The sequence below is a fragment of the Capnocytophaga canis genome (assembly GCF_000827555.1).
Lineage (GTDB): Bacteria > Bacteroidota > Bacteroidia > Flavobacteriales > Flavobacteriaceae > Capnocytophaga > Capnocytophaga canis.
Genome location: NZ_CDOI01000173.1, coordinates 43,502 through 63,670, shown reverse-complemented (window position 1 = coordinate 63,670; position 20,169 = coordinate 43,502). Strand labels below are relative to the sequence as shown.

Sequence of the window (20,169 nt, the reverse complement as noted above, 5' to 3'; positions counted from 1 at the left end):
GGAGCCACGACTGCTTCTGCAATCATATCAGTAACACCTGCTCCAATCATATGACAACCCAACCATTCCCCATATTTCGCATCGAAAATTACTTTTACAAAACCATCTGAATTTCCTCCGGCTTTTGCTTTTCCTGATGCTGAGAATGGGAATTTTCCTACTTTTATGTCATAACCTTTCTCACGAGCTTGTTTTTCAGTAAGTCCTACTGAAGCAATTTCTGGGGTACAGTATGTACATCCCGGAACGTTGCCATAGTCAATTGGCTCTACGTGAAGACCTTTAATTTTCTCAACGCATAAAATTCCTTCTGCCGAAGCCACGTGAGCCAAGGCTTGTCCTGGAACTACATCTCCAATGGCATAGTATCCTGGAACATTGGTTTGGTAGTATTTGTCAACTAAAATTTTATCGCGGTCCGTAGCGATTCCTACATCCTCCAAACCGATATTTTCGATGTTGGTTTTGATTCCAACGGCTGAAAGTACTACATCAGCCTCAAGCACTTCTTCTCCCTTACTTGTTTTTACATGAGCTTTCACTCCTTCACCTGAGGTATCTACTTTGGTAACTTCAGCAGATGTCAATATTTTAATTCCTAATTTTTTGAAGCTACGTTCTAATTGTTTTGACACCTCTTCATCTTCCACAGGAACGATGTTTGGCATGAATTCCACAATAGTAACTTCAGTCCCCATTGAGTTATAGAAATATGCAAATTCAATTCCTATAGCACCACTTCCTACAACAATCATTTTTTTAGGTTGAGCAGGTAAAGTCAAAGCTTGGCGATATCCAATCACTTTTTTACCATCTTGTGGAAGAGCTGGTAATTCACGCGAACGAGCTCCGGTAGCAATGATAATATGGTCAGCACTGTATTCAGTTATTTTACCATCCTTGTCCTTTACTTCCACTTTTTTACCTGGCTTCACTTTTCCATATCCTTCGATGACGTCAATCTTGTTCTTTTTCATCAAGAATTGAACCCCTTTGCTCATTCCATCAGCTACATTACGACTTCGTTGTACCACTGCTGAGAAATCTTTATCGAACTCCTTAACCGAAAGTCCGTAGTCAGAAGCATGTTTCAGATATTCAAATACCTGAGCTGATTTTAATAAGGCTTTTGTTGGGATACATCCCCAGTTCAAACATACACCTCCCAAATTTTCTTTCTCAATAACAGCGGTTTTGAAACCTAACTGAGAAGCACGGATTGCGGTTACGTAACCACCAGGCCCACTTCCCAATACAATAATATCGTATTTACTCATCTTTAAAAATATTTATTTGTCAAAAATATCTATTATCAATCAAGTTACGAAGTTACGTATTTTTATTGTATTAATGATGTTTTTTTTGTTTTTTTTTATTTATTGATAGGTTAATATGCTTATTAACAATAGATTGTGCTTTTATGAAAATTAATTCTATATTTTAGTTTAGTATTGATTTTTATCGTAAATTTGCCGTTGAGAGCCTTCCTAAATTCGGAAGTGCAATAAAAATTGAATAGAAGTAAAATGAGATATAAAATATACGTATTACTTATATGTTGTATAGTCAACGTACTTTTTTCACAAGAAAAAAAAACGGATAAAGACCTTAAAGTAGGTTTAGTGTTGAGTGGGGGAGGAGCGAAAGGATTGGCTCATATTGGTGTTTTGAAAGCTATTGAAGAAGCTGGAGTTCGCATTGATTACATCGGAGGAACAAGTATGGGAGCAATTGTGGGGGCTATGTATGCTACAGGATATTCAGCAAATGAATTGGATTCTATCTTTCATCGTTTAGATTTCGATAAATTGATTTATGATAAAACATCACGCCGAGCCAAATCGTTGCATGAACGTTTTATTTATGACAGGTATGCTTTGGCACTACCTTTTAATAATTTAAAAATTGGGATTCCACGTTCAGTATCAAAAGGTCAAAATATTTATAATGAGTTTGTTAAACTCTTATATCCAATTGGAGATACGTTTGATTTTTCAAAACTATCAATTCCTTTTTTGTGCATTGCTACCGATATTGAAAAGGGAAAACAAGTAGTTTTGGAAAGTGGTTTTTTGCCTAAAGCTATTATGGCAAGTGGTGCGTTTCCTTCATTGTTTGATTTAGTTGAGATTGATGGAGATTTATTGACAGATGGCGGAGCATTAAACAATTATCCCATAGATGAAGTAAAAGCAAAGGGAATGGATATCATCATTGGAGTTGATGTGCAAAGTCCGTTTCAAACACGAGAGGAAATTAATTCCGCTTTTGGTGTATTATCACAGGTCAATGCTTTTGCAATGTATGGGAGTATGCCCGAAAAAATAGCAAAGACAGATGTTTACATAAAACCAAATATTGTTGGATTTAATGTCATATCCTTTGACAGAGGTAGTGCAATCATCAAAAGAGGAGAGAAAGCTGGGTTTGACCAAATAGAAAAACTTAGAGAAATAGCTTCCCAACAAAAGGAGAAACGAACTCCTGAAAAAATAAAAAAAATAGATTCTATATATGTTAAAGCAGTTCATTTTCACGGTAATGAGCATTATTCTCGTAGCTATTTGCGAGGAAAACTTTATCTGAAAGAATTAGAGCGAAAAATCTCGTTTCAAGATTTGAATGAAGGAATAGATAACTTAATGGCTACCAATAAGTTTCATACGGTACATCACCAAATTCGTTATACCGATGAAGGAGAACATATTGATTTCTTATTGCGAGAAAATCCTGAACGCACTTTCGTCAAGTTTGGATTACATTATGATAATTTATTCAAAACAGGTTTCATAATGAATTACACCAAACACTATTTATTTCAAATCGACGATTTTTTCTCCGTAGATGTGGTTTTAGGGGATAATTTCAGGTATCAATTTGATTATTTTGTAGATAAAGGATATTACACTAGTTACGGATTTCGTTCTAAATTCAATCAATTTTATAGAAAAATACACCCCGACAGAATCTCAAAATACAGTATTGAAGGGTCTAAGCTTAACCGTTTACATTTGGATGCTTATGATTGGGTAAATCAGTTTTATTTTCAAACGTTATTAGGAAATGGGTTTGTAGCGGGTATTGGTATTGAAAACAGAGATATAAGTTTTAAAACAGAACAAGTGTTCTTCACAGAAGATTTCACACCCCTCTACAAAGAAAAATCAAACTTTGGAAGTGCTTATAGCTACATAAAGTACGATTCTTTTGACAATAGTTTTTTTCCACGTAGAGGTGTCTATTTTGACGCTATGTTTCATCTTTATTTATTAGGAAAAACTCCAGAGAAATTCAATCAATTTTCAATGACTAAAGCAAGTTTATCATTTGCAATACCTTTGTTTCCTAGGCTTTCAGCAAAATTGGCTTTCGATGGAGGATTCACTTTGGGGAACGCCGAAGGAATTCACACGTTAGATTATTTCTTTGGAGGCTACAATAAAAATGCATCAAATAATTATATTCCTTTCTATGGATATGACTTTTTGAGCTTTGGAGGAAAAAATTTTTTAAAAGCAGATATTACCTTAGACATTAACCATTACAGAAAACATCACATTCTGTTACACGGAAATGTCGCTAAAGTAGATAATGAGCTATTCCAAAGTCTAAATTGGCAAACTTCTCCTGATTTTTCAGGCTATGGGATTGGTTATAGCTTGCAGAGTGTGTTGGGGCCCATCGAATTGAAGTTTACCTATTCGCCTGAACTTAAAAAACCAATTTGGCTACTTAACATAGGATATTGGTTTTAGTTGATAAATTTAATAAAAAAAATCGTGCGATTTCCGTTTTTTTAGTAGATTTGTGGGTTGTTTACCAATATTGCTTTTACTAAAGAAAAATTAATCATAAACACATTGAGAATCATTACATTAACAACAGACTTTGGAGAACGAGACTACGCAGTTGCAGCCGTTAAAGGAAAGATTTATACCGAAATTCCGAATGTGGCTGTGGTTGATATTTCCCATCTTATAGCTCCGTTCGATGTGATGCAAACTCATTACATACTCAAAAATGCCTACCATCATTTTCCAAAAGGAAGTGTTCATATTATTGGAGTAGATGCTGAAGCTACACCAGAGCGTAAGCATTTGATAATGAAGTTAAGAGGTCATTATTTCATTGGTGCTGACAATGGAATTTTTCATTTGCTTTCAGAAAATGAGTCGGATGTGGAAGTGTATGAATTATTTAATACAACTACCAAAAATCAATTTCCTGTATTGCATTTCTTTCCGAAAGTAGCTAAAGATTTGTTGGAAGGAATTCCGTTACAAGTTCTGGGAAATCGAATTGAAAAATGTTTTGAAATGACTTATTTTAAGCCAGAAGTGTCCGATAACAAAACATTTATTACAGGAACCGTGATTTATATTGACCACTATGGTAATGCAGTGAGTAATATTCCAAAGTCTTTATTCCACGAGGTGGGACAAGGACGTCCTTTTGAGGTCATTTTCAACATGTATTCTTTTACTAAGATACATGAAAATTACAGCGATATTATTGATTTTTCGATACCTAAGCAACGCAGAGCCATACCCGATGGAGAGCGATTAATTTTGTTTAACAGCCTTGATTATCTGCAAGTTAGTGTGTACAAAAGTAATTTACATACTGTTGGAGGGGCTTCCTCATTGCTTGGGATAGATTATCTTGACCAAGTTAGTATTCGTTTTTTGGATAAGAAAAAGTAAACAAATAATCAGATATAGAATAAAAGATATTTATTATGACTTTAATTAAATCAATTTCAGGGATTCGAGGTACCATTGGAGGCGAGCCCGAAGACAATTTAACTCCAATTGATGCAGTGAAATTTGCTGCTGCCTACGGAACATGGCTAAAAACGACTCTTAATAAAGAAAATATCCGTGTAGTATTAGGGCGCGATGCACGTATTTCAGGAGAAATGATTCAGAATTTAGTAGCGTACACCTTAGTAGGTTTAGGTATTGAGGTAATCGACACAGGATTGAGTACTACTCCTACTGTAGAGGTTGCTGTACCGATGGAAAACGCTGATGGAGGGATTATACTTACGGCAAGTCACAATCCTAAGCAATGGAATGCCCTGAAACTCCTCAATAGCAAAGGAGAATTTTTAAATGGCAAAGACGGTGAAGAAATCTTGAAAATTGCCGAAAAAAGTGATTTTACATTCTCTCAAGTTGATGATTTGGGTAAAATAACCAAAAATGACACTTACATAGATAAACATATAGAATCAGTTTTAAACCTAAAACTTGTAGATGTTTCCGCCATTAAAAGTAAGAAATTTAAAGTAGTAGTCGATGCGGTAAATTCAACAGGAGGTATAGCTATTCCTCGGCTTTTAGAGAAATTGGGAGTGGAAGTAGTAAAGCTTTACTGCGAACCAAACGGTCATTTTCCTCACAATCCTGAGCCTTTGAAAGAGCATTTGGGAGATATTTCTGCCAAAGTGATAGCTGAAAAAGCTCATTTCGGTATTGTTGTTGATCCTGATGTAGACAGATTGGCACTCATCTGTGAGGACGGAGAAATGTTTGGCGAGGAATACACCTTGGTGGCATGTGCGGATTATGTACTAAGCAAAACACCAGGAAACACGGCTTCGAATCTTTCATCATCAAGAGCCTTGCGTGACATTACAGAAAAATACGGAGCTAACTATTTTGCTTCGGCAGTCGGTGAGGTAAATGTAGTAGAAATGATGAAGAAAAACAACGTTATCATAGGTGGAGAAGGTAATGGAGGAATTATCTACCCTGAGTTACATTACGGGCGTGATGCTTTGGTTGGGGTAGCTTTATTTCTCTCTTTATTAGCTACTAGAAATATAACATCCGTAAAAGAATTACGAGAAAGCTATCCAGCGTATTTCATGAGTAAAAACAAAATCGAACTTACGCCTGAGGTAAATGTTGATATGATTTTGACAAAAATGGCTCAAAAATATGCTCACGAAAACGTGAATACGATTGATGGAGTGAAGATTGATTTTGCTGAAAGTTGGGCTCACTTACGAAAATCAAATACAGAGCCAATTATTCGTATTTATACCGAAGCTAAAAGTTTTGAAGAAGCTGATGCTCTAGCAAATCGTATAATTGCTGATATTCAGAATATTATAAAATAAAAATATTTTACACTAATGCTTTGTTAAGTTATAAGAAGTCTAATATATCCAAGCAATAGAAACAGAATTGTTATAAATCTCAAGGTTCTGCAGAATTTCTTTTCATCGTTGATGGAGGATTGGGTTTACTTTTCTATCTTAAGTTCGATTAGTAAGTGCAATTTTTGACATGCCTTTTCTCTTTTTTTAGAAAGAGTGTATCCAAAGTCTGCGAAAGAAAAATCCATGAGAAAAAAAGGTTGTCTGAAAAGTATAATTTTGGCAATTCAAAAAATAAGACTTTCATAATCAATGTTTTTATGAATCTAATTTTGTTAAAATAGACCTTTTCAGACAGCTTCTTCAAGGAAATGTTTTTTCTCTGTTAAATAATCATATGAGACAATATATAAATTTCTAACATAAAAAAAATGAGCTTTGATTCGAGGTGAATCTATGTTTTGTAAAAACATAAATATTTTTTTAGTTTAATCTAAAAAATGTTATACCTTTGCACTCGGTAAAACAATTTTTTTTAAAATGTACAGTACCTTAGTAACTTATTTAGAAAATATAGATCCTATTTTAGCCGCTTTCTATGCTACACTTTTCACGTGGTTAGTGACGGCATTAGGTGCATCGGTAGTATTTTTTTTCAACAAGGCAAATAAAATCGTTCTTGATGGAATGTTAGGTTTCACGGGAGGAGTTATGGTTGCTGCCAGTATATGGAGTTTACTCATTCCTGCTATTGAAATGTCTGAAGGAGACAACTTTATAAAAATAATTCCGGCCACAGTTGGTTTTTTATTAGGTGCATTCTTTTTGTTTTTATTAGATAGACTTTTACCGCATTTTCACGCCAATTTCAAACAAACAGAAGGTGTTAAATCGCCTTGGCAGAAAACAACTTTGCTGATTTTAGCAATCACTTTACACAACATTCCTGAAGGATTGGCAGTAGGAGTGCTTTTTGGTGGTGTAGCAGCAAATATTCCTGAGGCATCCATTGCGGGGGCTATTACTTTGGCAATAGGAATTGGTCTACAAAATTTTCCTGAGGGGATTGCAGTTTCAATGCCTTTACGTCGTATGGGGTTAAGTCGTAGGAAAAGTTTTTTTTATGGGCAGTTATCAGCTGTGGTTGAGCCAATTGCGGGAGTTTTAGGGGCTGTGGCTGTAATGTTTTTTACTCCTATTTTGCCCTATGCCTTGGCTTTTGCTGCTGGTGCCATGATTTATGTAGTTGTTGAAGAAGTTATTCCTGAATCACAGCAGAATAAAAATACAGATGTACCAACCGTCGGTTTTTTAGGAGGCTTTATTGTCATGATGGTGTTGGACGTAGTGTTAGGTTAAAAATGAAAAAAGTACTAATCATCACATACTATTGGAAACCTGCGGGAGGCCCCGGCGTACAACGTTGGCTTACGTTTGTGAAATATCTCCGAAATTTTGGAGTTGAACCGATTGTTTATACACCTGAAAATCCAAGCTATCCAATTGTGGATGAGAAAATTGGTGAAGATGTTCCTTCTGATATTCAAATTATTAAGCATCCTATTTGGGAACCTTATGGTTTGGCTTCATTCTTTTCAAAAAATAAAACTAAAAAAATGAGTGCTGGTATCATTCCCCGAAAAAAAATATCTTTTGTAGAGAAAATGATGCTTTGGCTCCGAGGTAATCTTTTTATTCCTGATGCACGTAAATTTTGGGTAAAGCCTTCTGTTGCTTTTTTATCAGATTTTATTGAAAAAAATGATATTCAGACTATTATAACAACATCTCCTCCTCATAGTATTCACCTTATAGGATATAAATTGAAAAAAAAATATCCAGATTTGAAATGGATTAGTGATTTCAGGGATCCATGGACAACTATAGGTTACTATAAAGATTTGCGATTAACAAAATGGGCAGATTCAAAGCAAAAATATTGGGAAAAAACGATCTTGAATACTGCTGATACGATTCTCGTTACGAGTTTCAAAACTCAGAAAGAATTTTCAGAACTTACAAAGCGACCTATTCATGTAATTACTAATGGATATGATGACATGAACATTCAAAAAATATCTCTTTCAGAGAAATTTTTAGTATCGCATATAGGGTCGTTACTTTCCGACCGAAATCCAAAAATGTTATGGCAAGTATTTTCAGAACTAGTAACTGAAAATGAGGAATTTGCTAATGACTTTCAACTGTGCTTTGCAGGAAAATTTAGTGAAGACGTTGAACAAGAAATTCGTGCTTTTGGTTTGGGAAGATATATAATAAACAGAGGTTATATTACTCATAATGAAGCTATTGAATTACAACGTTCTTCCCAAATTTTATTGCTTATCGAAATCAATAGCAAAGAAACAGAAAGTATCATTCCTGGGAAATTGTTTGAGTATATGGTATCGGGTCGACCCATTTTAGCCATAGGCCCAAAAGGTTGGGATGCTGTTCAAATCATTCGGGAAACTAATACAGGAAAGTCTTTTTTATATGACGAACATCAGCAATTAAAAGCAACTATTTGTGAATGGTATGAATTATTCAAAATTAGGAGTTTGAAAACTAATCCGATAGGTTTAGCTCCATATCATCGAAAAAAATTGGCCCAGAAATTAGCAGACTTGATTTAGTCAAATTCAGGGTTTAGATACGTGGTTTTGTTAAACGTACGATGTATGTATAAAAACTTAGACAAAACAAAAATAAATCAAACTAAATATACAAGAATCAAAATATGAAAGTAGCAATTGTTATGGGAAGTAAAAGCGACTTACCTGTGATGCAGGAAGCAGTCGATATTTTAAAAGAATTTGGTATTGAAACTGTAGTTGATATTGTTTCGGCGCACAGAACTCCTGAGAAATTAATGGATTTTAGTATGAACGCCCATAAACGAGGTATAAATGTAATCATTGCAGGGGCAGGAGGAGCAGCACATCTTCCGGGAATGGTAGCTTCCATGTCACCTTTGCCCGTGATTGGAGTGCCTGTAAAAAGTAGTAATTCCATTGATGGTTGGGATTCAGTTCTCTCTATTTTGCAAATGCCAGGAGGAGTTCCTGTAGCTACTGTTGCATTGAATGGGGGGAAAAATGCAGGTATTTTGGCTGCTCAGATTATTGCTGCTCAACACCCACAAACTTTAGAAAAAATTTTACAATATAAAGAAGGATTAAAACAAGCTGTTTTAAAATCCGCTGAGACATTCTAGAAATTTAATACTATACCCAATAAAACAATAGAATATTGATTGTCAATGCTTTGACTAATTAAGCATCTCAGCTGAAGTTTTATTGGGTGCTGTATTTAATGATGGTTAGGAAAGGTTTTATAATTTATCCCTATTTTGTTGATTTTAATATATGATTTATTACAAATTCATCGGGAGAAATGGCTTCATCGACGGAAAATTCTCCAATTTTTGTACGTCGTAAGGCAGTTAAGTATCCGCCACACTGTAAGGCTTTCCCAAAATCATTAGCCAAGGAACGGATGTACGTCCCTTTGCCGCATATTACTTCAAAATGAATATTTGGAAATTCACTTGTATCTAAGTTGAATTGCTCAATAGAAACCGTTCGTGAAGGGATTTCAATAGTTTCATCTCCTTCACGTGCAAATTCATAAAGTCGTTTTCCTTTTTTTTTAAGGGCTGAAAACATAGGCGGATACTGAACAATTTCTCCTACAAATTGTTGACGAGTTTTTTCAATTAGCTCGGGAGTAATGTGTTCTATGGAAAAAGTTTGATCGATTTCCGTTTCCATATCAAAAGAAGGTGTGGTCGCTCCAAGCCGAATAGTACCCGTATATGTTTTTGTAGCTTCTTGAAACTCAGTAATTTTTTTGGTGAATTTTCCTGTACATACAATCAATAAACCCGAAGCAAGTGGGTCGAGCGTCCCTGCGTGTCCAATTTTAATCTTTTTGAGTTTGTAATTTTTGATTATAGACCACTTTATCTTATTAATAGCTTGGAACGATGACCAATGTAAAGGTTTGTCTATCAGTAATATTTTTCCGTTGGAGAATTCTTCTGGGGTAATAATCATTTTAGCTATTTTGTTCTTCGTTTCCGTAATATTTGACTCCAATTTTGATACGTTCCCTTCCGTTTTCAATACGCCATTTATTGGTATCACGTAGTGAATAGGCACATCCACAGTACTCCTGCATATAGAATTTTTCACGTTTGCTGATTTCTAACATACGAGCCGAACCACCTTTTTTCCGCCAATTGTATGTCCAATACGTAATACCGTCGTATTTGGCAGCTGCACGTTCACCACAATCATTGATTTGATCAAAATTTTTCCATCGTGAAATCCCTAATGAACTGCTAATCACATCAAATCCGTTTTCGTAAGCATAGAGTGCAGTGCGTTCAAAACGCATATCAAAACACATCGTACAACGGATACCTCGTTCTGGTTCCATTTCCATACCCTTGGCTCGTTCATACCAATTGTCCACGTCATAATCAGCGTCAATGATTGGAATATTGCATTGTTCAGCAAATCGAATATTTTCTTCCTTACGAAGTTCATATTCTTTCAATGGATGTATGTTTGGATTGTAGAAAAAAATTGTGAAATCAATGCCCGAAGCCTGAATGGCTTCCATTACCTCGCCTGAACAAGGAGCGCAACAAGAGTGTAGCAACAATTTTTTTCCATCATTTGGCAGTACTAATTTTTCTCGAATTAATGTCATAAGTGTGTTTTCTAATTAGTTTTTTGCAAATAACGCAATTTTTTTTCAAATATAAAAACCGAAACATTGAATTAGTTCAAAGACACCGAATTTATCAAGTTTCAATTGAGTAAATGGGAGAAAGCGTTTAAAAAACTGATTTCTAAGACGCTTTGGGTAGTAGAGCGTACTTTTGGGAGTCAAAAGCGATGGTTTGGTGTGGGCGTCACACGGCTCAAAGACTTAGCAAAAGTACACACGCAACATATTTTGGAAGCCATTGCCTACAATCTGAAGCGAAGTCCGAAGATGGAGATATTTCCTGTCTTTTAATGAAAAAAAGGCTCAAAAAAGGGAGAAAAGACGATGAAAATCACCTATTTTCTGTTTTTAAATATGTGATTTTCTAAAAAATCGGTTCAAAGATTATTTAAAACCAGTTAGAAAAAGGAAATGGAGGGTATTGCAAAGGACTCTATATTTAGCTATGACACCTTTAAAAACACGATGATAAATGTTAATTAACATTATTTAAAGAACTAAAAGTTGCTTTTTCGAATAGATAAAAATAACTTTGCAGTATCTTATAGCAATACATATTATTATCTAATAACTAATTTTTATCTAACATTCGATATGAAAAGAATTCGTCATGTTTTTTATGCTTTCGTTTTGTTTTTCTCGTTACAATCTGTCAATGCAGAAAACAATCACACGGTATCCGTTACAGATTCTATTCGCTCCAAAGAATATGTTTCCTTGGCTCTTAAAAAAATGGAAAACAATATCAAGGAGTTGTACGATGAATTGGAGGGGGAGTATTATGACCTGAATTATGAGGCTTTTCGTTATGCCTACATTGGCTATCAATCACTTAAAAATCAACAACGCTTGAACGAAAAGGAAATTCTTTCTATTATTGATTTTTCAAAAGATAGTAACACTAAGCGTTTTTATACCATTGATTTGGAAGAAAAACAAATCATTTTTCATACATATGTCTCGCACGGAAAAAAAAGCGGAGATAAACTATCTACCTCATTTTCAAATACTAAGGAGTCTAATAAAAGTAGTATAGGTTTTTTTATAACCGGCAGTACCTACATGGGAAGTAAAGGGTTCAGTCTTCGTTTGCACGGTGATGAAAAGGGATATAATAGCAATGTGGCGACACGCGGAGTGGTTATCCATACAGCCGATTATGTTAGTGAAGATTATATCAGACGTAACGGTCGTTTGGGACGTAGTTTAGGATGCCCTGTTCTACCTGAGCATATCTATAAAGATGTTATTGAAACTATAAAAGATAAAACCGTTGTTTTTGCATATTATAACGATAAAAAATATTTAAAATCTTCAAAATATCTCAACTTATTGAAATTGATTGACTATACGGTTTTTTAACCTATTTGTGATTCAACAAACTAAGTTTCTTCGAGAAAATTAAACTTATTATGGAAGGAAATACAAAGGTACTATCTTCTGTTATCAAACAGATTATACAACAAAATAAATTGGAATATGGACTCCATAAAGTAGAAGTGCAGGAGATATGGGCTCGGATAATGGGGATTAGTATTGCCAAATACACCAAATCCGTAGAGCTGAAGGGAGATGTGTTGTACGTTGAATTATCTTCTCCTGCTCTTAGTGAGGAACTTACGTATGGAAAAGAAACTATTGTCAGAAGTATTAATGAAGAGATAGGCAAAGAAGTTGTTAAAAAAATAGTCTTCAGAAGTTGATTTTTCCTGCCTACTCTATTTACGGTATGTTCTAATGTAACTGTACGTCTTTAAATAAAAAATATTTTCCTTCTTACACCATATATTATAATTTAATTTTATATTTTTGCGACCAAAAGTTAGTAGTATGGCTAAAAATATAGTGATTGTTGAGTCGCCTGCAAAGGCAAAAACTATTGAAAAGTTCTTAGGCAAGGATTTTAAAGTGGTATCAAGCTACGGGCATATTGTTGATTTGCCATCTAAAGAAATTGGGGTGGATATTGAAAACGGATTTAAACCTAAATATCTTGTTTCCAACGATAAAAAGGAGGTGGTAAAAGAATTAAAAGCACTCACACAAAAAGCTGAAACGGTTTGGTTAGCAAGTGATGAAGATCGCGAAGGAGAAGCTATTTCATGGCATTTAGCAGAAACTTTGAAATTAAATCCTGAAAAGACAAAACGTATCGTTTTTAACTCAATCACAAAAACAGCTATTGAAAAAGCAATACAAAATCCACGAAGTATTGATTATAATTTGGTTAATGCACAACAAGCTCGTCGTGTGTTGGATCGGCTTGTAGGCTATGAACTTTCTCCGGTGCTTTGGAAAAAGGTAAAAAGTGGGCTTTCTGCAGGGCGTGTACAATCCGTTTCGGTGCGGCTTATCGTGGAAAGAGAGCGTGAAATCCAAGAGTTTAAAACACATTCATCCTATAAAATCACTGCTGAATTCGCTAATTCTGAAGGGAAAACTTTCAAAGCTACTTTATCCAAATCGTTCGACACTCTCGAAGAAGCAAAGGCTTTTTTAGAAAAAAATATAGAAGCCACATTCAAAATAGCTTCATTAGAAACTAAACCCGCTAAAAAATCACCAGCTCCGCCATTTACGACTTCAACATTACAACAAGAAGCCTCGCGAAAACTTTACTTTTCGGTGAGTAAAACGATGACCGTAGCTCAACGGTTGTATGAATCTGGATTTATCACTTACATGCGTACGGATAGTACTAATCTTTCCCAAGAAGCTCTATCGACAGCTCAGAATGCCATACATCAACTTTATGGTACTAAGTATAGTCAAGTGCGAAACTTTGCGACCAAAGCCAAGGGAGCTCAAGAAGCACACGAAGCGATTCGTCCAACGGACATGATGCGTACAAATATTCCCGCTGAAAGCGACCAAGCTCGACTCTATGAATTGATTTGGAAACGTACTATCGCATCTCAAATGGCTGATGCCCAATTAGAAAGAACAAATGTAAAGATCGAAGCTAATAAACATAAGGATTTGTTTGCTGCTCATGGAGAAATGATCAAATTTGACGGTTTTCTGAAAGTTTACTTAGAAAGTACAGATGAAGAGGAGGAGGAACAAGAAGGTATATTGCCTATACTAAAAACGGGAGAAAGCGTCAAAAATAATGATATCATTGCTACACAACGTTTTACACGTCCACAAGCACGGTATACAGAAGCTTCATTAGTCAAAAAATTGGAAGAGTTAGGTATCGGCCGTCCTTCCACTTACGCTCCAACCATCTCAACTATTCAAAATCGCGGTTATGTAGAACGTAGCAATTTTGAAGGAGAAGAGCGTAACTATCAGCAACTTACATTAAGCAATGGAATCGTAAAACAAAAAACACTCTCCGAAAAAGTGGGTGCGGACAAAGGAAAATTAGTTCCTACAGACATTGGCATGGTAGTAAATGATTTCTTAGTATCCAACTTCGAAACGATTATGGATTACAATTTCACTGCTACAGTTGAGGGAAGTTTTGACCATATTGCAGAGGGAACCGAAAATTGGACAGAAATGCTACAAAATTTCTACTCCCATTTTCATCCCGTAGTGGAAGATGTAGAAAAAAACGCAGGTAGAGAGACGGGTGAACGTGTATTAGGAATTGATCCAAAATCGGGTCGTCCGCTCAGTGTGCGTCTGGGACGTTTCGGAGCAATGGCACAAATTGGAACAAGTGAAGATGAAGAAAAACCATTGTTTGCGAGTCTTCATTCGGGAATGTCAATTGAAACAATTACTTTTGAAGAAGCCTTGCAATTATTTGAATTGCCTCGTAAATTAGGGATTGTTGATGGAAAAGAGGTAGATGTGAATATCGGACGTTTTGGCCCGTATGTGCGTTATGGAGATACGTTCATTTCATTAGACCGAGGCGAAGACGTATTCAGTGTCACCCTTGATAGAGCCAAGGAAGTCATTGAGAAAAAAAACAAAGCAGATGCTCCTTTTGCGATGTATGAAGGTAAGGGAGTGAGCAAAGGCGTAGGTCGATTTGGTCCTTACATTAAATGGAATGATATGTTTATTAATGTAAGTAAGAAATATGATTTCAACAATCTTTCACAGAATGATGCCGAAGAGCTGATAGAAGCCAAATTACAGAAAGAATCCGAGAAAGTTGTAAAAGAATGGGATGACGTTCGTTTGGAAAAAGCTCGTTGGGGACGCTACAATCTCATCAAAGGTAAAACCAAAATTGAACTACCGAAAGAAACGGATGTGGCAAATTTTACATTAGAACAGGCAAACGCTTTGTTAGATGCTAAAACAAAAAAGACTCCAGCAAAAGCAAAGACTGAGAAGAAAACCACAACTAAAAAAGTCACAACAACGAAGGCAACTAAAAATAAATAACTTTAATTCAAAAATTTAGCCTTTTATAATACAAACACATAATTAATAAACATATTAATGGATAAATTCGGAAATATTGTAGATGTTAACGTACCTGTTTTGTTCTGTTTTTATGCTGATTGGCATGAAACTTCTGTGCAGATGAATGGCGTACTGAAAGAAATAGTTACCCAACTTGGAAATAAAGTCAAAGTTGTTAAAATTGATGTTGATAAAAACAAAGAATTGACAAAGGCTTTAAAAATCAACGGATTACCAACGATTGTCATATTCAATCAACGTGAATTAGTTTGGCGTGGTGAAGGTTTCCACAGCAGTAATCTGCTTATTACTGAATTGGTAAAATACTTACAATAGAATTTTTTAATTTTGATTTATCTTGACCTTTGTGATAAAGTACATTTTTCCATTATTAAATTTTAGGAATGAAAATGTAGTTTAAGATAGATTTTAAAAACCTTATATATAAGCTTGTGAGAGTCATGATGAAAATAGTTTTATTATGACTCTTATTTTATACAAAATAGAATGGAAAAGGTCTGTTTAGTGTATATAACCACATTATTAAAAATGAAATAATAAATGATTAATGGCAAAATTTGATTTATACTTTATTAATCACATCTTTGAAAGTTTTATTTGTAACTTTTTGTGTGTATTTTGACTTTTTGTTTAATAAAAATTTTGTAGTTAAAAAGAAATAGTATTTTTGCATTTCAAAATAGAACCATTATGAATACAACAGACCTACTTTCCATAGCCAATGAATTTGGTAATCCAGTGTACGTGTATGACGCTACGAAAATAACTTCTCAATATCAAAGACTTACGTCAGCTTTCAATACTATTCCAAACCTCAGAGTGAACTATGCAGTTAAAGCTCTTTCTAATATTTCTGTTTTGAGACTGCTTCGTAATTTAGGAAGTGGATTGGATACAGTCTCCATTCAGGAAGTACAATTAGGTCTATTAGCAGGTTTTTCACCTGAACAAATAATTTTCACTCCCAATGGAGTTTCATTGGAGGAAATTGAAGAAGCCACTGCTTTGGGTGTGCAAATCAATATTGATAATTTATCTATTTTAGAGCAATTTGGAAGTAAATATCCACAAATTCCTATCTGCATTCGTATCAATCCGCATGTAATGGCAGGTGGAAATTCTAATATTTCAGTCGGACATATTGATAGTAAATTTGGCATCAGTATTCATCAAATACCTCATATTCTGCGTATTGTTGAAAATACCAAAATGCAAATTAATGGAATTCACATGCATACTGGAAGTGATATTTTGGATATTGATGTATTTCTGTATGCTGCTGAAATTCTCTTTGAAACAGCAAAACATTTTGAAGGATTGGAATTTCTTGATTTTGGCAGTGGATTTAAAGTCCCTTATAAAGAGGGGGATATTCAAACTAATATTGAAGAATTAGGCGAACGACTTTCAAGCAGATTTTTAGCATTTTGCAAAGAATATGGCAAAGATTTAGCTTTAGCTTTTGAGCCAGGAAAGTTTTTAGTCAGTGAAGCAGGTTTCTTTTTGGCAAAAGTAAATGTTGTGAAGCAGACTACTTCAACGGTATTTGCTGGAGTGGATACAGGATTCAATCATCTGATTCGACCGATGCTCTATGGAGCAACTCATCAAATTGAAAATATTTCCAACCCTAATGGAAAAAAACGTTTTTATTCGGTGGTAGGTTATATCTGTGAAACAGATACTTTTGCCTCTAACCGACAAATAGCTGAAATTTCCGAAGGAGATATTCTTTGTTTCAGAAATGCAGGGGCATACTGTTTTTCGATGTCAAGTAACTATAATTCGCGTTTGAAACCCGCTGAAGTTCTATGGCACGACGGAAAGGCAAAACTCATCAGACAGGCCGAAACCTTTGATGATATTTTGAGAAACCAAATTCAGATATTTTAGAATTGGTAATAATTAAACAATTTAATATTCAGTAATATCTATAACACAGATTCATGACTTTGTCAAATCTTTAAGATTTGACAAAGTTTTTTCATATAAAACAGCTTTGAGGATATTCCACTTGTACTAAAAATAATCCACAAGCAGGAACAGATTTTCCTGCTTTACTTCGATTCTTACTTTTTATAATATTTTCGAAATCGACAATGGAAATTTTTCCCAAGCCAACATCCAGCAATGTGCCCACAATAGCTCGAACCATATTTCGCAAGAAGCGATCTGCGGAAATCGTAAAAATTAAATGATGCTCTTGCTGTTGCCAAAAAGCATCGTAGATTTTACAATCATAAGTTCTCACATCTGTATTGGATTTTGAAAAACACTGAAAATCAGTATAATCAAATAGTTTTTTTGTAGCTATTTCCATTTTAGGAAGATCCAAAGGAAGATTCAAATACATGCTTGACTCGTAGGCAAACACATCTTTTTTCATAGAAATATGATATTGATAGGTACGTTTTAGAGCGTCAAAACGAGCATGTGCTTGATCTGTAACACGATGAAGTTTATGAATGGCTATATCTTTTGGAAGAAAAGCATTAAGCCTGTAAATCAATTGATTATCAAGCTCTTTTTCGATGTCAAAATGGGCAAACATTTGGTGAGCGTGTACACCACTATCTGTGCGTCCTGCCCCCACTACTTCAATAGGAGTTCTCAGTAATGTGCTTAGACTATTTTCTAATATTTCTTGCACACTAACTGAATGAGGCTGACGTTGCCAACCAAAGTAATTTTTTCCATTGTATGAAAATTCAATGAAATACCTCATTTTTGTATTTAAAAATTTGATAATAAACTTTTTACACCAATTCCTGAATCATCCAATGGGATAATTTTTCCATTAATAAGTTTGGCTCCATCGAAACAATCGTTGGCTATAAGCAAGGCTCCATCAAGGTCTGCAAAATCCATATCTGCACAAAGTTGTGCCGCAGCCGAAATAGCACAAGAAGTCTCGGTCATACACCCCATCATTGTTTTCATTCCAAGTGACTTTGCCAAATCACGCATTTTCCATGCTTCTCGCATTCCTGTACATTTCATCAATTTGATGTTTATACCTGAAAAAACGCCTTTCAATCGTGAAATATCTTCTAAACGCTGAACCGACTCATCGGCGAAAATGGGCAAGGGACTGCTCTCTGTTAAGAGAGCTATATTATCTAAGTCATCTTTTTGCATGGGCTGTTCTACCATAACGACACCTTGTTCTTGTAACCAGAAAATCGTATCCATAGCTTGGTGAACATCTGTCCATCCTTGGTTGGCATCCACCGCAAGAGGGAGATCCGTTACAGAACGTACAGCCCGTAACATTTGTTTATCATCCCTCCCTCCAAGTTTTATTTTCAATATATTGAAACGTCCCACAGCTTCCCTGGTTTTCTCACGAACCACTGTATCAGTATCAATGCCTATGGTGAATGTAGTATCAGGTATATTGTTTTTGTCTAAATGATAATACTTGTGCCAAGATTGATTGTTGATTTTTCCAACTAAATCGTGCAACGCAATATCAATAGATGCTTTTGCAGCTGTATTCTTCATAGCGAGGCTATCGACATAGTCCAGAATCTCATCTATATCTATAGGAGAAGAAAAGCTTGTGAAGTCGATTTTTTTCAAGAAATCAATCACAGAAATTTTTGTCTCACCTAAATAAGGAGGCAAAGAGGCTTCGCCATACCCACACAGCCCATCGTATTCTATTTTAGTAAGAACGACAGGTGTGGTACTACGCGAATGTCCAGAAACAGAAAACCTATGCCGAAGGCGTAAGTCATAGGGAAACCAAGACAATTTCATTATCTATATTTCTCTCGTACCGTCTCCAATACTTACATCATAAATCGAAGGAGCATAACCTATTTTTTCGGTGTATACTTTTTCAATATGCTTTTTGTAAGCATCAACACGGTCATTTTTTACCAACGCAATAGCACAGCCTCCAAAACCTGCTCCCGTCATACGAACTCCTGTAACCCCTTCAAAATTAACACTTTCTAAATAGATAGTATCCAATTCCTTCCCTGTTACTTCATAGTCTTCCATCAGTGATTTATGTGAAGCTGACATTAACTCACCAAATTTTTCTATATCACCCAATTTTAATGCTTTTTCAGATGCTTTAACACGTAAATTTTCATAAATTACGTGCTTCACTCGTTGTTGCATTTCAGGAGTAAGCAAATGCTTATTAGCTTCAAAATATTCCGCAGGGATAGAACACAAATCTTTGAAATTTTCGGTTTTGTTGAATATTTCTAAAGCTGCTTCACAGGTAGCTCTACGCTCGTTATATTTGGAATCGGCTAATTTACGTTCCTTATTGGTATTGATAATCAGTAATGTATCGTCTTTTAAAACAAAAGGTGTGTAGGTATATTCTAACGTCTGACAATCCAAAATAATAGCATGGTCTTCTTTTCCCATACCAATAGCAAACTGATCCATAATACCGCAGTTTACCCCCACAAACTTATTTTCTACTTGTTGAGATATTTTAACTAATTCTACTTGATTTTTTCCCAAGTCAAACAGGGTGTTTAAAGCAAAAGTTGTTACCAATTCAATCGATGCAGATGACGACAATCCTCCTCCGTTGGGAATATTGCCATAAAACAAAAGTTCCAACCCTGATAGAGTAGCCCCCTCACGAGTGAAATAGTCAATACAACCCAATGGATAGTTTATCCAAAGAGAATCTTGTTTTGTATATCCTTTAGTGTTTACAGGAACCTGATGAACAGAATCAGGGAAGTTCAAACTCCTGAAAGTAAACATATTATCCTCTGTCTTACGTACTGCTAAATAAGTTCCATTTCCTAAAGCACAGGGCATTACCAGTCCTCCGTTGTAATCTATGTGTTCTCCTATCAGATTTACTCTTGCAGGAGCAAAAAATATCTTGTCAGCAGGTTTTCCGTATGCTTGTTCAAAGGATTCTTGAATATATGCTTTCATATTTTGTATGT

The 20,169-nt window shown here is 35.2% G+C and carries 17 protein-coding genes and 1 pseudogene; 12 read left to right on the top strand and 6 right to left on the bottom strand.

Translation table 11 applies throughout. The annotated features are described in order from the left end of the window. On the bottom strand, nt 1-1,277 hold a 1,277-nt coding region (lpdA, locus tag CCAND38_RS09075), incomplete at its 3' end, for a dihydrolipoyl dehydrogenase (protein ID WP_042344959.1). Nucleotides 1,278-1,526: 249 nt separating this feature from the next. Here lpdA and CCAND38_RS09070 point away from each other — a divergent pair. The 6 genes from CCAND38_RS09070 to purE all read left to right on the top strand — a co-directional run bounded on the left by CCAND38_RS09070 (nt 1,527) and on the right by purE (nt 9,323). Beyond that, entirely contained in the window at nt 1,527-3,755 is a 2,229-nt protein-coding gene (locus CCAND38_RS09070) for a patatin-like phospholipase family protein (protein ID WP_042344958.1), read from the top strand. Between the two features lie 105 nt (nt 3,756-3,860). After that, nucleotides 3,861-4,703: an SAM hydrolase/SAM-dependent halogenase family protein gene (locus CCAND38_RS09065; RefSeq protein ID WP_042344961.1), complete on the top strand. Its 843-nt coding sequence runs from the start codon at nt 3,861-3,863 to the stop codon at nt 4,701-4,703. Nucleotides 4,704-4,738: 35 nt separating this feature from the next. Further along, nucleotides 4,739-6,127, top strand: a complete 1,389-nt coding sequence (gene glmM / locus CCAND38_RS09060; protein WP_042344957.1) for a phosphoglucosamine mutase — start codon at nt 4,739-4,741, stop codon at nt 6,125-6,127. 519 nt (nt 6,128-6,646) lie between these two features. Beyond that, nucleotides 6,647-7,465 carry a ZIP family metal transporter gene (locus CCAND38_RS09055; RefSeq protein WP_042344956.1) on the top strand — a complete coding sequence of 273 codons (819 nt, stop codon included), beginning with the start codon at nt 6,647-6,649 and terminating at the stop codon, nt 7,463-7,465. Nucleotides 7,466-7,467: 2 nt separating this feature from the next. Beyond that, the gene (locus tag CCAND38_RS09050) at nt 7,468-8,742 is read left to right on the top strand and encodes a glycosyltransferase (RefSeq protein WP_042344955.1); all 1,275 of its coding nucleotides are present in this window, start codon (nt 7,468-7,470) and stop codon (nt 8,740-8,742) included. Nucleotides 8,743-8,846: 104 nt separating this feature from the next. Continuing rightward, nucleotides 8,847-9,323: a 5-(carboxyamino)imidazole ribonucleotide mutase gene (gene purE / locus CCAND38_RS09045; protein ID WP_042006273.1), complete on the top strand. Its 477-nt coding sequence runs from the start codon at nt 8,847-8,849 to the stop codon at nt 9,321-9,323. Nucleotides 9,324-9,465: 142 nt separating this feature from the next. Here the strand turns inward: purE and truB are convergent. Together truB and CCAND38_RS09035 are read right to left on the bottom strand one after the other, a co-directional pair. Further along, nucleotides 9,466-10,161 (bottom strand): annotated as a pseudogene (gene truB, locus CCAND38_RS09040) (tRNA pseudouridine(55) synthase TruB); the annotation flags it as partial. A gap of 4 nt (nt 10,162-10,165) precedes the next feature. Beyond that, nucleotides 10,166-10,825, bottom strand: coding sequence for an epoxyqueuosine reductase QueH (locus CCAND38_RS09035; protein WP_042006271.1), 660 nt, complete (start codon nt 10,823-10,825; stop codon nt 10,166-10,168). A gap of 105 nt (nt 10,826-10,930) precedes the next feature. Between CCAND38_RS09035 and CCAND38_RS09030 the strand changes: the two genes are divergently transcribed. The 6 genes from CCAND38_RS09030 (at nt 10,931) to lysA (ending at nt 17,131) form a co-directional block, all read left to right on the top strand. Next, the gene (locus tag CCAND38_RS09030; RefSeq protein WP_064504537.1) at nt 10,931-11,137 is read left to right on the top strand and encodes a transposase; all 207 of its coding nucleotides are present in this window, start codon (nt 10,931-10,933) and stop codon (nt 11,135-11,137) included. A gap of 303 nt (nt 11,138-11,440) precedes the next feature. After that, nucleotides 11,441-12,208 carry a murein L,D-transpeptidase catalytic domain family protein gene (locus CCAND38_RS09025; protein ID WP_042006268.1) on the top strand — a complete coding sequence of 256 codons (768 nt, stop codon included), beginning with the start codon at nt 11,441-11,443 and terminating at the stop codon, nt 12,206-12,208. A gap of 50 nt (nt 12,209-12,258) precedes the next feature. After that, nucleotides 12,259-12,549, top strand: a complete 291-nt coding sequence (locus CCAND38_RS09020; protein ID WP_042344953.1) for a DciA family protein — start codon at nt 12,259-12,261, stop codon at nt 12,547-12,549. 127 nt (nt 12,550-12,676) lie between these two features. Continuing rightward, a complete protein-coding gene (gene topA / locus CCAND38_RS09015; RefSeq protein WP_042344952.1) occupies nt 12,677-15,196 on the top strand; it encodes a type I DNA topoisomerase in 2,520 nt (839 codons plus the stop codon). A 57-nt stretch (nt 15,197-15,253) separates the two neighbouring features. Further along, entirely contained in the window at nt 15,254-15,553 is a 300-nt protein-coding gene (locus tag CCAND38_RS09010; protein ID WP_042006264.1) for a thioredoxin family protein, read from the top strand. A gap of 375 nt (nt 15,554-15,928) precedes the next feature. Next, complete coding sequence (gene lysA / locus CCAND38_RS09005; RefSeq protein WP_042344950.1) at nt 15,929-17,131, top strand: diaminopimelate decarboxylase; 1,203 nt, start codon at nt 15,929-15,931, stop codon at nt 17,129-17,131. A gap of 91 nt (nt 17,132-17,222) precedes the next feature. Here the strand turns inward: lysA and truA are convergent, their stop codons facing one another. Genes truA through CCAND38_RS08990 form a run of 3 tightly spaced genes read right to left on the bottom strand, consistent with a single transcriptional unit; the run spans nt 17,223 to nt 20,158 of the window. Continuing rightward, nucleotides 17,223-17,963: a tRNA pseudouridine(38-40) synthase TruA gene (gene truA / locus CCAND38_RS09000; RefSeq protein ID WP_042344949.1), complete on the bottom strand. Its 741-nt coding sequence runs from the start codon at nt 17,961-17,963 to the stop codon at nt 17,223-17,225. Between the two features lie 8 nt (nt 17,964-17,971). Continuing rightward, on the bottom strand, nt 17,972-19,000 hold the full coding sequence (locus CCAND38_RS08995) for a dipeptide epimerase (RefSeq protein WP_042344948.1): 1,029 nt from the start codon (nt 18,998-19,000) through the stop codon (nt 17,972-17,974). A 3-nt stretch (nt 19,001-19,003) separates the two neighbouring features. After that, nucleotides 19,004-20,158 carry a galactokinase gene (locus CCAND38_RS08990; RefSeq protein WP_042344947.1) on the bottom strand — a complete coding sequence of 385 codons (1,155 nt, stop codon included), beginning with the start codon at nt 20,156-20,158 and terminating at the stop codon, nt 19,004-19,006. Nucleotides 20,159-20,169 lie beyond the last annotated feature (11 nt).